This is a genomic window from Streptomyces sp. NPDC005303 (assembly GCF_040607335.1).
Taxonomy (GTDB): Bacteria; Actinomycetota; Actinomycetes; order Streptomycetales; family Streptomycetaceae; genus Streptomyces.
On the sequence record NZ_JBEXGM010000010.1, the window covers coordinates 92,174 to 105,360 of the forward strand.

The 13,187-nt window shown below is 71.9% G+C and carries 13 protein-coding genes; 8 read left to right on the forward strand and 5 right to left on the reverse strand.

The window, feature by feature from the left end:
* Positions 1-180 precede the first annotated feature (180 nt).
* Positions 181-633: an ACT domain-containing protein gene (locus ABZT93_RS17165; protein ID WP_356105030.1), complete on the reverse strand. Its 453-nt coding sequence runs from the start codon at positions 631-633 to the stop codon at positions 181-183.
* A gap of 255 nt (positions 634-888) precedes the next feature.
* On the opposite strand from ABZT93_RS17165, the gene ABZT93_RS17170 reads away from it, so the two are divergent.
* The 3 genes from ABZT93_RS17170 to ABZT93_RS17180 all read left to right on the forward strand — a co-directional run bounded on the left by ABZT93_RS17170 (position 889) and on the right by ABZT93_RS17180 (position 4,343).
* A complete protein-coding gene (locus ABZT93_RS17170; protein ID WP_356105032.1) occupies positions 889-1,677 on the forward strand; it encodes a DUF4142 domain-containing protein in 789 nt (262 codons plus the stop codon).
* 99 nt (positions 1,678-1,776) lie between these two features.
* Positions 1,777-2,616, forward strand: coding sequence for a TIGR04222 domain-containing membrane protein (locus ABZT93_RS17175; RefSeq protein ID WP_356105035.1), 840 nt, complete (start codon positions 1,777-1,779; stop codon positions 2,614-2,616).
* 116 nt (positions 2,617-2,732) lie between these two features.
* Positions 2,733-4,343: an alpha/beta hydrolase gene (locus ABZT93_RS17180; RefSeq protein WP_356105037.1), complete on the forward strand. Its 1,611-nt coding sequence runs from the start codon at positions 2,733-2,735 to the stop codon at positions 4,341-4,343.
* Here ABZT93_RS17180 and hemQ read toward each other — a convergent pair whose 3' ends face one another.
* Together hemQ and hemG are read right to left on the reverse strand one after the other, a co-directional pair.
* Entirely contained in the window at positions 4,344-5,075 is a 732-nt protein-coding gene (gene hemQ, locus ABZT93_RS17185; RefSeq protein ID WP_356105040.1) for a hydrogen peroxide-dependent heme synthase, read from the reverse strand.
* A 5-nt stretch (positions 5,076-5,080) separates the two neighbouring features.
* Entirely contained in the window at positions 5,081-6,520 is a 1,440-nt protein-coding gene (gene hemG / locus ABZT93_RS17190; protein WP_356105042.1) for a protoporphyrinogen oxidase, read from the reverse strand.
* Positions 6,521-6,677: 157 nt separating this feature from the next.
* On the opposite strand from hemG, the gene ABZT93_RS17195 reads away from it, so the two are divergent.
* Both ABZT93_RS17195 and ABZT93_RS17200 read left to right on the forward strand, forming a co-directional pair.
* Positions 6,678-7,697, forward strand: a complete 1,020-nt coding sequence (locus ABZT93_RS17195; protein WP_356105045.1) for a DUF4349 domain-containing protein — start codon at positions 6,678-6,680, stop codon at positions 7,695-7,697.
* Positions 7,698-7,724: 27 nt separating this feature from the next.
* Positions 7,725-9,119, forward strand: coding sequence for an FAD-dependent oxidoreductase (locus ABZT93_RS17200; RefSeq protein ID WP_356105047.1), 1,395 nt, complete (start codon positions 7,725-7,727; stop codon positions 9,117-9,119).
* Positions 9,120-9,131: 12 nt separating this feature from the next.
* On the opposite strand, the gene ABZT93_RS17205 is transcribed toward ABZT93_RS17200, so the two are convergent.
* On the reverse strand, positions 9,132-9,458 hold the full coding sequence (locus ABZT93_RS17205) for a hypothetical protein (RefSeq protein ID WP_356105050.1): 327 nt from the start codon (positions 9,456-9,458) through the stop codon (positions 9,132-9,134).
* A 135-nt stretch (positions 9,459-9,593) separates the two neighbouring features.
* On the opposite strand from ABZT93_RS17205, the gene ABZT93_RS17210 reads away from it, so the two are divergent.
* Positions 9,594-10,421 (forward strand): rhomboid family intramembrane serine protease, encoded by an 828-nt coding sequence (locus ABZT93_RS17210; protein ID WP_356105356.1) that lies wholly within the window; start codon positions 9,594-9,596, stop codon positions 10,419-10,421.
* A 7-nt stretch (positions 10,422-10,428) separates the two neighbouring features.
* Here ABZT93_RS17210 and hemE read toward each other — a convergent pair whose 3' ends face one another.
* A complete protein-coding gene (gene hemE, locus ABZT93_RS17215) occupies positions 10,429-11,484 on the reverse strand; it encodes a uroporphyrinogen decarboxylase (protein ID WP_356105056.1) in 1,056 nt (351 codons plus the stop codon).
* A gap of 116 nt (positions 11,485-11,600) precedes the next feature.
* Here hemE and ABZT93_RS17220 point away from each other — a divergent pair, with 116 nt between their 5' ends.
* Complete coding sequence (locus tag ABZT93_RS17220) at positions 11,601-12,269, forward strand: DUF3000 domain-containing protein (protein ID WP_356105058.1); 669 nt, start codon at positions 11,601-11,603, stop codon at positions 12,267-12,269.
* Positions 12,270-12,480: 211 nt separating this feature from the next.
* Positions 12,481-13,143, forward strand: coding sequence for a response regulator transcription factor (locus ABZT93_RS17225; protein ID WP_356105060.1), 663 nt, complete (start codon positions 12,481-12,483; stop codon positions 13,141-13,143).
* Positions 13,144-13,187: the final 44 nt, after the last annotated feature.

The following is a 13,187-nucleotide window of genomic DNA, read 5'->3' on the forward strand; positions in this document are numbered from 1 at the left end:
CGTCGGCAGAATCACCAAGCGTGCGGCCGGAACCCTGCCCGCGACATGGACGCGTCCGCGTCGCCGCCGCCGCGCAGCCTGAACGCATCTCGGCGTCCTCCGGCACCCACGGATACCAGCCGTCCTGCGGTAGGCGGCCGACAGCGTGAAGGCTGCAATGCCACCCCTGTCTCGGATCGGTCACACGGCCACACGGTGGCCCGCCCTGCGAAGTACGCCGACGGCTTCCTCGAGCCGGGCCGCCGGGACGAGTACGAGGTCTCCGTCGTAGCTCGCGGCGGTCCAGACCGGAAGTTCGCCGGCGGCGAGTGGCGCGACGATGGCGCTGAGCATCCCCGTGGCCTCCGGGTCGTGCGCGTCATCGCCGTTCCACAGCGCCGCCCAGCCGTCCTCGGCGGTGTCGTCGCGTCGCATCGCCGCGCCTCCGTCCGGACCGAGCACGAGCGCGAGCAGGCCGGATCCGGGGGTGACCTCGCGGACGTCGGACACCCGCTCCAGAACGAAGCGGCCTTCGAGCACCCGCAGGTTCTGCGTCCGGGCGACCGGCACCGGACTCACGCGCCGCGCGGCCGACGCATGTGGTGGTGCGGCATCCGCATCCGTGTGACTGCCTTCGTCGCCGTCCTGAGCCATTCGCATGTCCTCCGATTGCGGCATGGCGATCCCGAGGGGTGGCCGAGGGCGTCGCTGCCGTCAAGAGGGCACGATATTAGGCTGATCTGCGATGCACCACGGCCGACGCTCCGCGCGGGTCACCTGTCACGTGGGGAGCCGCGCGACCGGCTCCCCACCGTCCCGCGGCCGACGCGGAGCCGCACGGACCCGGCAGTAATATGTCAGTCCCGCACCTGAAACTCACTAGCGTGCGGTGCCGCAACAGGAGGCACCATGCGACCGCGACCGCCCGTCAAGGGGCGAGGCATATTCTCCGGCACCGGGGTCATCATCGCCGGACTGACGGCGACCCTCGTGGCCCTGCTCATCCCGATCTGGTCGTACGCCGACCGCTCCGGCACGGGACTGAGCGTGCTCAAGGCCGGGACCGTGACGACGCCGTACGGACCGCTCTCCGCGCTGGATCGGGAGTTCGTCACGAAGGTGCGGCTGGCGGGACTGTGGGAGCTGCCCGCGGGTCAGCAGGCGCAGGTGAAGGGGACGACGCAGGCCGTGCGGACGGCGGGGCAGCACCTCGTGGAGGGGCACACGTTCCTAGACGCACGCGTGCGTGACGTGGCGTCAAAGCTCGGACTCGCCCTGCCCAACGAACCCAACGACCAGCAGAAGCAGTGGCTCGCCACCCTGGACCAGGCCCAGGGCGTGGACTACGACCGCCAGTTCGCCAACATCCTGCGCCTCGCGCACGGCAGGGTGTTCTCCGTCGTCGCCGAGGTCCGCGCGAGCACCCAGAACTCCCTGGTCCGCGCCCTGGCCGACGACGCCAACACCACCGTGCTGGACCACATCAGGATCCTTGAGGCCACCGGGTACGTCGACTTCGGCGCCCTGGCCCAGGACATGGCCGCGGGCAGCACCCCGCCGATCACCAACTCCCCCGCCCCACCCGGCCCGACGGGCGACCCCGGTCAGGTCGTACCGGTGACCCCGTCGCCGTACGCGCCGACCTTCACCCTTCCCCCGGCCGCCTCCAGCCCGCCCCCGACCCCTGTGCCGTCGTAGTTCACTTCCGGACAAACGGAACGTCACACACCGACAACACTCCGTCCGGATCGTGAACAGCCCATGGCGCCGTCAGGGCCTTTGGCATAGAAACGCGGCATGTTCTGGGTTCTTCTTCTGCTGCTGGCCTGGGCCACCGCCGGCACCGCGTGTACACGGCTGTGCCTGGCCGCCGTACACACGGCCGCGGACGCGGACACCCGGGCACATGATCTGACGCTGTACGAGGCCGCGTTCCTGTCCGGCGGCCCGCGACGGGTCGCCGATCTGACGCTCGTCTCCATGGCCCGGCAGCGACGGCTGCTGCTGGCCCACACCGGCTGGGCGACCGTCGTCGATCCGCGCGGCCGGGACGAGATGGAGCGCACGGTCATCGGGGCCATCGGGCCCGAGGGGCAGTCCCGGATCGCTCCGGTGCGGGCGGACGCGGCCTCGGCGGACGCGGTGCGCAGCCTCGCCGACCGGCTCGTGGACGCGGGGCTCGCCGTGCCCGACGGCGCCCGCTCCGGCATCGCGGCGGCCGTCCACCAGGTGCGGCTGGCCGCGGTGGCCGTCGTCGCGCTGGGCGCGATCGCCCTTCTGGCGCCCGCCCAGTCGGAGATGCCGCGCCACCTGGTCGCCCTCTGGTTCGCGCTGCCGCTCGCCCTGACCATGAGCTGTCTGGCCATCGCACGCATGGAGGTCCACCCGTACTCGCGCTGGGCGTCCCCGGCGGGCCAGCGACTGCTCGGCGCCCTGACCCGACGCCCAGCCGGCACGGACGAGCGGCGGTATCTCACCTCCGTCGCCGTACGCGGAATCAGCGCGATCGGCGAACCGGGTCTGCGCGCGGCCTTCGCCCACCGTGAGCAGCACCACGGCCCGCACGGCGAGCACTGGCGAGGGGCACGGCCCGGCGGACACCGCGAGGAACACCGCCGTCCGCACCGGCGCGACTGAGCCCACCCGGGGGCGCACGGAGGCATTGGGGCCGACACCGGCGGGGCGGTGCTTGCCTTCCTTCACAGTCGAACCAAACATCCCTTTTGTCGCTGCCGCGCACCGAAGGGATACCGATGAGAGCCCCCGCCCTCTACACGGCCGCCGCGTCACTGCTCCTGACCACGCTCGCCGCCGCACCGGCCGGGGGCGCTCCGGCCGCCCCGGGCGCGGCGGAACTCCGCGGCACCGTGATCGCCGCCGCGCGCGCCGGGACGGCCGGAATCCGCTTCGGCGCCTGTCCCACGGCGGAGGACCTGCCCGACGCCGTCCAGTGCGGCACGGTGTCCGTCCCGCTCGACTACGCGCGCCCCGACGGCCGACAGATCAAACTGACCGTCAGCCGGATGCGGGCCACCCACAAGGACGCGCACAACAGCAAGCGCAGGGTGCCCCGGCAGGGCGCCCTGGTCTACAACCCCGGCGGTCCCGGCGCCTCCGGCATGTACTTCCCGCTGGTGGGCGCGCTCCCCGAGTGGAAACGGCTCGCCGCGGCGTACGACCTCGTGGGCTACGCACCGCGCGGGGTGGGCCGTTCGGCGCCACTGTCCTGCGCGGACCCGAAGCACTACTTCAAGGCGCCCACACAGGCGCCGTCGCACCCCTCGGAGTCGTACAAGAAGGAACGCGTCGCGCAGGCGAAGGCGTACGCGCGCGGATGCGCGAAACGGTCGGGCGCGGCCCTGCGCCACTACACCTCCCTGAACAACGCCCGGGACCTCGACGTCCTGCGGGCCGCGCTGGGCGAGCAGCGGCTGACGTTCATGGGGGCGTCGTACGGGACCTACTTCGGCGCGCTGTACGCGACGCTGTTCCCCTCACATGTGCGGCGGATGGTCTTCGACGCGGCGGTGAACCCGGCCCCGGAACAGATCTGGTACCGCAACAACCTGAATCAGTCGGCCGCCTTCGAAGGGCGCTGGACGGACTTCCGGGAGTGGGTCGCCCGGCACGACGACGTGTACGGGCTGGGGGCCACGGCCGACGAGGTGCTAAGAAGCTACGAGAAGGCGGCGGCGCGGCTGGCCGTCGAGCCGGCCGGCGGGAAGGTCGGGCCTGGCCAGCTGCAGGAGGCGTTCCTGTCGGCCGGTTACTACGACGACTACTGGCCGCACCGGGCGCAGGCCCTGTCGGCGTATCTCAAGGGTGATCCGAAGCCGCTGATCCAGCAGGCGGGGCCGCATCAGGAGGCGGCGAAGGAGGCCGAGAACTCGAGCGCGGTGTACACGGCCGTCGAGTGCAACGACGCCTCCTGGCCGACGGACTGGAGGGTGTGGGACCGGGACAACACCCGGCTGGCGCGGGTGGCACCGTTCGAGACGTGGGACAACGTGTGGACGAACCTGCCCTGCGCGTACTGGCCGGCGCCCCGTCAGCAGGCCCTGGACGTGCGGACCGGGCCCGGTGAGATGCCGCGGACGCTGATCCTGGCCGCCGAGCGGGACGCGGCGGCCCCCTACGACGGCGCTCTGGAGCTGCACCGGCGGCTGTCCGGCTCGGTGCTGGTGACCGAGCGGGACGCGGGCACGCACGGCATCGCGGGCGGCCCGAACCCCTGCGTCAACGGATACCTGGACGCCTACCTGCTTCAGGGCCGCCTCCCGGTGCGGCGCGCGGCGTGCTCGCCGCACCCGGAGCCGAAGCCGAAGGCCACATCCCGGAAGGCGGCCGGCAAGGCGACTCGCTGATCAGGCGAGACCCGCCACGAGATCACCGAGGTCCTTGCGGCGGCCCGTGTAGAACGGGACCTCCTCGCGGACGTGCATACGGGCCTCCGAGGCGCGCAGGTGGCGCATGAGGTCGACGATGCGGTGGAGCTCGTCGGCCTCGAACGCCAGGATCCACTCGTAGTCGCCGAGCGAGAAGGAGGCGACCGTGTTGGCGCGGACGTCCGGGTAGCCGCGGGCCATCTTGCCGTGGTCGGCGAGCATGCGGCGACGGTCCTCGTCGGGCAGGAGGTACCAGTCGTAGGAGCGGACGAACGGGTACACGCTGACGTAGTCGCGAGCGTGCTCGTCCGCCAGGAACGCCGGGATGTGCGAGCGGTTGAACTCGGCGGGGCGGTGCAGCGCCATGTTCGACCAGACCGGCTCCAGGGCGCGGCCCAGCTTGGTGCGGCGGAAGAGGTTGTACGCCTCCTGCAGCTGGTCGCTGGTCTCCGCGTGCCACCAGATCATGACGTCGGCGTCGGCGCGCAGCCCGGACACGTCGTAGGTGCCGCGGATCGTGACGTCCTTGGCGGCGAGCTGGTCGAACAGCTCCTGGACCTCGTCCGCGTAACCGGAGCGGTCCTCGGGGAGCACGTCCTTCAGCTTGAAGACGGACCAGAGCGTGTAACGGATGACCTCGTTGAGGTCCTTGGCCAGCTTGCCCTTGTTCGGGACCCTGCCGGACTCGGGGGTGGGGGCGTCGTTGCTCATGGGTCTCATTCTCCCGCTCCGCCATGCAGACTCTGCACCGGGTTGGCCGTGAGCTCCCCTACGGCGGTCAGGTCGCCCTGGATCTGGTCCACGGCCGCGTACGCGCTCGCGATGCAGGCCGGGATGCCGACGCCGTCGTACTGCGCGCCGCACACCGCGAGGCCGGGGAGCTTGGCGATGTGCTCGCGGATGCGCTCCACGCGCGCGTGGTGGCCGACGGGGTACTGGGGCAGGCCGTCGGTCCAGCGGGTGACGCGGGTTTCGAGAGGGGTGGCGTCAAGACCGGTGGCCGCCTTGAGGTCGTGGCGGGAGACGTCCACCAGGTCGGCGTCGTCGCGCTCCAGGATCCTCGTCTCGCCGTAGCGGCCGACGGAGGTGCGCAGGACGACCATGTCCGGGTTCTCGTCGGCGATCCAGCCCCACTTCTGGGAGGCGAAGGTGGACGCCTTGATGGTGCGGCCGTCGACCGGCGGGACGAGGAAACCGCTGCCCGCGGGCAGGGCGGTGTCGGAACGGCGGTAGGCGAGGGTGACCAGGGCCATGGAGGCGTACTCCACGGTGTCGAGCTCGGTGGCGGCCTCGGGGGCCTCGGCGCGCAGCAGGCCCGCGGCGGCCGGGGCGGGGGCGGCGACGATCACGGCGTCGGCGTGCAGGACGCGGTCCCCGGTGACCACCTTCCAGCCGCCGGACGACTCGCGGCGCAGCCCGGTCACCGGGGCGCCGGTGCGGATCTCCCCGCCGCGCGCGCGGACCGCGTGGGCGACGGCGAGCGGGAGGGTGCCCACACCGCCCTCGATGCCCATGAACACGGGCCCGGTCTGCTGGTTCGCCGCCATCCTCGCCTGGATCTCGCGGACGCCCTCGGTGAGCGAGGTGCGGGTCCTGGCGACCTGGAAGAGCTGCGGGACCGCCGAGCGCATCGAGATGCGGTACGCGTCGCCCGCGTAGACCCCGCCGAGGAGGGGCTCGATGAGTCGGTCGACGACCTCGCGGCCCAGGCGCGCCGCCACGTACTCACCGACCGCCACGTCGTCGCCGACCTCTGTGCGGGGCAGTTCGGCGTCCTGCTCGATGCGGGCGAGGCCCTCGTCGGACAGCACTCCCGCGAGGGCCTCGGCGGTGCCGGGGACGCCCATGACGTGGCCCTTGGGCATGGGGCGCAGGGCACCGCGGGTCCAGATCGAGGCGGTCGCGGTGGCGGGCGGCTGGAGGCGCTCGTCGAGGCCCACCTCGCGCGCCAGGGCCACTGCTTCCGGCCTGCGGGCCAGCATCGACTCGGCGCCGAGGTCGACGCGCGCGCCCGCGATCTCGCCGGGCAGCAGCTTGCCGCCGACACGGTCCGACGCCTCAAGGACGGTGACGTGCGCACCGCGCTGCGTCAGCCGGTGGGCCGCGGCGAGTCCCGCGATGCCGGCTCCGATGACGACGACGTGTGATCCGCTCATGGATCCAGCCTCTCAGACCCCACTGACAGTCCACCGGCGGCCCGGTGTCCTTCACGAGTCCTGACCGTGACCGCATCGGAACCACCGAGGTCCAACGTACGCACCCCTTCAGGCGTCGAAGGAGCGTCAGTTGTTCACGACCCTCGGGGGAACGCCCATGCGCACACCATGTTCACGCCGTTCACGAAGCTCCGTGCGACCCGTTCAGGCCCTGTCCGGGCTGCTGCTGGCCGCGGCCCTGACGCTGACCGGATGCAGCGGAGCGAGCGACTCGGGCGCCGACAGCAGCAGCCTCTCCCAGGAGGACCGGGCCGGCTCCCAGGCCGACAGCAAGGGCGCGGCCGGGGCCGAGAACAGCGCGGGCGCCCAGCGGGCCACCGCCGCGCCGAACCCCGCCACGAACCACATCATCCGCACCGCCACGCTGACCGTGCAGGTCAAGGACGTGCCGAAGGCCCTCGCCGCGGCCCGCACCAGCACCGAGAACGCGGGCGGGTTCGTCGGCAAGGAGTCCACCTCCCGGGACGAGGAGGGCCAGGAGCAGACGGAGGTGGTGCTGCGGGTGCCCGTCGAGAAGTACGACGAGGTCCTCGCCGACCTGGAGGGTGCGGGCAAGCTCCTGGAGCGCACGGCGAACGCGCAGGACGTCACCGACCAGGTCGTCGACGTGCAGAGCCGGATCGCGACGCAGCGCGCGAGTGTGGCGCGGATCCGGGAGCTGATGGACAAGGCGACCAAGCTGAGTGATGTGGTGACCCTGGAGGGCGAACTGAGCACCCGTCAGGCCGACCTGGAGTCGCTGCTGGCCCGCCAGGCGTCCCTGAAGGACCGCACGACCCTCGCCACCATCACCCTGTCCCTGTCCGAGAAGCCCGTCGTCAAGGCCGAGGAGGACGACGACCCCGGCGTCGTCGACGCGCTGGCGGGCGGCTGGGACGCGTTCGTGACCATGCTGCGCTGGATCGTGATGGCGCTGGCCGCGGTGCTGCCGTTCCTGGCCGGGATCGCGCTGCTCGTGCTGGTGTGGCTGCGGCTGATCCGCCCCCGGCTGCCGCGCAGGCCCGCTCCCGCCGCCGCCTCGGCCGCTCCGGGCCCGCTGCCCATGGCGCGTCCCGTACCGGCCCCAGGACGCGCACAGGACCCGGAAGGGGCGCAGGAGCGGGGCGAGCGGGACTGAAATGCCCCGCCCTCGTAGCGTGTTCGCATGAACATGAGCCGTACGCGGGACACGAGGGAACGTCTGGTCGTGATCGGTGGCGACGCCGCGGGGATGTCCGCGGCGTCGCAGGCCCGCCGGATGAGGGACCCCGACGAGCTGGAGATCGTGGCGTTCGAGCGGGGTCACTTCACCTCCTACTCGGCGTGCGGGATCCCGTACTGGGTGGGCGGGGACGTCGACGGGCCGGACCAATTGATCGCCCGTACGCCCGAGGAGCACCGGGCCCGCGGCATCGACCTGCGCATGCGCACCGAGGTGACGGAGATCGACGTCGACCGGCAGCGGGTACGCGCGCGTGACCTCGATGCGGGGGCCGAGTCCTGGACGTCGTACGACAAGCTCGTGATCGCGACCGGCGCCCGCCCGATCCGCCCTGACATGCCGGGCGCCGACGCCCCCGGGGTCCACGGGGTGCAGACCCTCGACGACGGCCAGGCGCTCCTCGACACGCTGGCACACACGCGTGGCCGCAAGGCGGTGGTGGTGGGCGCCGGTTACATCGGCGTGGAGATGGCCGAGGCCCTGATCAACCGCGACTACGAGGTGACGGTCCTCAACCGCGGCAGCGAGCCCATGTCCACGCTCGACCCGGACATGGGCCGACTGGTGCACGAGGCCATGGAGGGTCTGGGCATCACCATGGTCAACGACATCGAGGTGACCAAGATCCTCACCGGCGAGGACGGCCGGGTGCGCGCGGTGGCCACGCAGGACGCCGAGTATCCGGCGGACGTGGTGGTGCTCGGCATCGGGGTGCGCCCGGAGACGACGCTCGCGAGGGCGGCCGGTCTGCCGCTGGGCAGCCACGGCGGCCTGCTGACGGACCTGGCGATGCGGGTGCGCGGTCACGAGTACATCTGGGCGGGCGGCGACTGCGTGGAGGTCCTCGACCTGGTGTCGGGGCAGGAACGTCACATCGCGCTCGGCACCCACGCCAACAAGCACGGCCAGGTCATCGGCACGGGCGTCGGCGGCGGCTACGCCACCTTCCCCGGGGTCGTCGGCACGGCCGTCAGCAAGGTCTGCGACCTGGAGATCGCCCGCACCGGGCTGCGGGAGAAGGACGCGCGCCGGGTGGGACTGCAGTTCGTGTCGGTCACGATCGAGTCCACCAGCCGGGCCGGCTACTACCCGGGCGCCTCACCCATGACGGTCAAGATGCTCGCCGAGCGCCGCACGGGGCGGCTGCTCGGCGTGCAGATCGTCGGGAGAGAGGGCGCGGGCAAGCGGGTCGACATCGCCGCGGTGGCGCTGACGGCGGGGATGACGGTGGAGCGGATGACGGCCCTGGACCTGGGGTACGCGCCGCCGTTCAGCCCGGTGTGGGATCCGGTGCTGGTGGCGGCCAGGAAGGCCGCCGCGAAGGTGCGGGCCTCCTGACGGGCCTGAGCGCTACGCCGTTCCGTTGATCCGCTCGATGGCCTGGCGGGCCTGGTCGGCGGGCGGTCGGGGCGGCAGCGCCGAGACGGAGGCGCTGGTACCGGCGGGCATCGCGGACGGCTGCTCGCCCGCCGGCTTGGCGTGCGCCGCGGACCGGGCGGACCTGAGCCGGTTGCTCACCGCCTCGTCGAGGGTCACCGGCCGCTGCATCTGGGACGCCAGCCGCCCGGCCTCCTGACCGAGCCTGGCCACGTCCTCCCACGGCAGTCGCACCACCAGGGAGAGCTCCGCCTCACCGTCGGGAAGAGCGTGCATCGGAGGAGTAATACGGTCGTTCATCGCTGTTCCTCACGTAGTCCCCGCGGCCCGCCTTCCCCGTGCCGCGGGCGGTTGAGGAGACATACGCACGTGTAGGTGCGGGTGTTCACCGAAGCGGCACCGATTCGCGGAGCCCATCGCGGGCAGTACTTCCTTGTGGTCATCCCCGTCCATGATGTGAACCCCGTGCGCCGCACCCCCGTGGTGACGTACGCGCTCATCGCCGCGAACGTCCTGGTGTTCCTGTACACGCCCGGCCTGGCCGGCTCCGTGGCGGGCGACAGCAGCCTGTCCCAGCTGTGCCATCTCCAGGCGTTCCTGGACCACTGGGCGGCAATCCCGCAGGAGTTGATCCACCATCAGATGCCGCGGCTCGTCCCCACGGGCGACGTCGGCACCAGCGCACAGGGCACGGCGGGCTGTGTGGTGGCCCCGCCGGACTACGACAAGTCCCCCGCCCTGTCGGTCCTGACGGCGATGTTCCTGCACGGCGGCTGGCTGCACCTGCTGGGCAACATGCTGTTCCTGCTGATCTTCGGCAACAATGTCGAGGACCGCATGGGGCATGTGCGCTTCGCGCTGTTCTACGTCGTCTGCGGCTACGCGGCGTCGTACGGCTTCGCGCTTTTCAACGACGACTCGGGCGACCCGCTGATCGGCGCCTCGGGGGCCATCGCGGGAGTCCTCGGCGCCTATCTGGTGCTGTACCCGAAGGCCAGGGTGTGGGTCCTGGTGCCGTTCCTGGTGTTCCTGCCGCTGAGACTGCCGGCCTGGCTGGTGCTGGGCTTCTGGTTCGTGCTCCAGGCGGTGTACTCGTCCGGCGAGGGCGTCTCCACGGCGGGCACGGTGGCCTACGCGGCGCACGTCGTGGGCTTCCTCGCCGGGATGCTGCTCGCCTGGCCGCTCAAACCGGGCACTCCCCCGCCGCCGGAACCGCGCGGCCTGCTGTTCGGCAGGAAGGCGCGGCCCCGGCACACGTGGTGAGGGCTCGTTATCGGGCCGTCCGGGTGTGGACGTACTCCACGAGGCGGGTCAGGGCGTCCGGGTCGGTGGACGGCATGACGCCGTGGCCGAGGTTGAAGACGTGGCCCTCCAGGCCCTCGGCCGACTCGAGGACCTCGCGGGTCTTGGCCTCGACGGCCTCCGTGGACGCGAACAGGACCGTCGGGTCGAGGTTGCCCTGGAGCGCCTTGCCGGGGCCGACGCGGCGGGCGGCCTCGTCGAGCGGGACACGCCAGTCGACGCCGACGACGTCCGCGCCCGCCTCGCCCATGAGCTGCAGCAGCTCGCCGGTGCCGACGCCGAAGTGGATGCGGGGGACGCCGTACCCCGCGACCGCCTCGAAGACCTTCGCGGAGGCGGGCAGGACCGAGCGGCGGTAGTCGGCGGGGGCGAGGGCGCCGGCCCACGAGTCGAAGAGCTGGACCGCGGAGGCGCCGGCCTCGATCTGGACCTTCAGGAAGGCGGCGGTGATCTCGGCGAGGCGGTCGAGGAGGTCGGCCCACAGCTCGGGGTCGCCGTACATCATCGACTTGGCGTTCTCGTAGGTGCGCGACGGGCCGCCCTCGACGAGGTAACTCGCGAGGGTGAAAGGCGCGCCGGCGAAACCGATGAGGGGGGTCGGACCGAGCTCGCGGGTCAGCAGGCCGATGGCCTCGGTGACGTAGGAGACGTCCTCGGGGGTGAGGTCGCGCAGCTGAGCCAGGTCGGCGCGGGTGCGGATCGGGCGCTCGACGACCGGGCCGACGCCGGGCTTGATGTCGAGGTCGATGCCGATGGCCTTGAGCGGGACGACGATGTCGCTGTAGTAGATCGCCGCGTCCACGCCGTGCCGGCGCACCGGCTGGAGTGTGATCTCGGCGACCAGCTCGGGCCGCGTGCAGGACTCGAGCATCGGGATGCCCTCGCGGACCTTGCGGTACTCCGGCAGCGAGCGCCCGGCCTGGCGCATGAACCACACCGGGGTGTGCGGCACGGGTTCGCGCCGGCAGGCCTTGAGGAAGGCGGATTCGTACGTGGCCGGCGGCGGCGTCTGGTGTGCACTCACGTCGGAAAGTCTCGCACGGTGCGATGAGTGCCGAGTGCGCGGTGTCTGTGTGGGCATGGAGCCGAGTCAGGGTGTCTAGGCCCGCACCGGGCCCCCGTTCCCCTTAACCTTCCCGCATGGCTGCGGCACAGGGACGACTGTCGGACGACACGGGCGGAATGGACGACGCGAAGGGGAGTGACCGGGATGGGAGCGGTGCGGCTCCGCCGGCCTTCCAGGCCGCGGTTCAAGCCCTGCGCGGCAGTCGGCTGCGGCCGCAGATCGAGATCGAGCCGACCCGGGCCCCCCAGCGGCTCGCCCCGCACGCGTACGCGTTGGAGGCGGCCGTCGTGGACGGCGACCAGGACCTCGCCGACGGGCGCCTCGTGCTGCTGCACGACCCGGACGGCCACGACGCCTGGCGGGGCACGTTCCGGCTGGTGACGCTGGTGCGCGCGGAGCTGGAGCCCGAGATGGCCGCCGACCCGCTGCTGCCCGAGGTGTGCTGGTCGTGGCTGACCGGCGCGCTCTCGGCGCGCGGGCTGTCGTACGGCGAACCGAGCGGCACCGTCACGCGCGCGAGCTCGCACTACTTCGGCGGCCTGTCCGAGCGTCCCGCGGCCTCGCAGATCGAGATCCGCGCCTCCTGGACGCCTCGTGAGGGCCTCGGCGGGGTGCCGGACACGGCGGCGCATCTCGCCTCCTGGTGCGATCTGCTGGCCCAGGTCGCGGGCCTGCCGCCGGCCGGTCCGGGTGACGCGTCGGTCGTGACGTTGCCACAGCGGCGGGACCCGCAGGCCCGCTGACCACCCGTGCGGAGCATCAATTTGTCGATACGGCCACTTTCAGTCAGGAGTGGGCTCTCGAACGAACCGATATGTTCACCGAACGATCGACCGTACGTCCGAATTGCACGAATTGTTACTCACTAGATCGTGATCATTCTCTAAAGGACGCCGGGTTCGGTGCCGAAGACGTCTGTGACCTTCCAAGCCGTCCCGCACCCCAGGAGGCCCGGTGTCCGTTCTCCTCGAGCAGCCCGCAAGCCTGGTCGCCTACCGCCCTAACAAGCCCACCGCCATGGTGGTCGTGGCCGACCCGCGTGTCCGCTCCACCGTCACCCGTCATCTCTGGGCGCTCGGTGTGCGCGATGTCATCGAGGCCTCGTCCGTGGCGGAGGCCCGTCCCCGCATCGGCAGCCCCAGAGACATCTGCGTCGCCGAGGTCCACCTACCCGACGGCTCCGGCCTGACGCTGCTCTCGGAAACCCGCGCCGCGGGCTGGCCCAACGGGCTCGCCCTCTCCGCGGCCGACGACATCGGCGCCGTACGCAACGCCCTCGCGGGCGGCGTCAAGGGCTACGTCGTCACCGGCACCCGTACCAACGTCGGGCTCCCCACCCGGCCTGGAGCCGCCCCCATCGGCGCCGCCGCCGCCCGTATGCACCGCCGTCCCCCGGGTGCCCCGAGCCACCCGGGCGGCTACCGCGAGCTCTCCGGCCGTGAGGTCGAGGTGCTGCGGCTGGTGGCCGAAGGGCAGTCGAACAAGGCGATCGGCGTCTCGATGGGCCTGTCCGCACTGACCGTCAAGAGCCACCTCGCCCGGATCGCACGCAAGCTCGGCACGGGAGACCGCGCCGGCATGGTGGCGGTGGCTCTCCGTACCGGAATCATCCACTGAGGCTCACCCGAAAGCCTCACTGTTCACGGACGTGAACCAGTGCT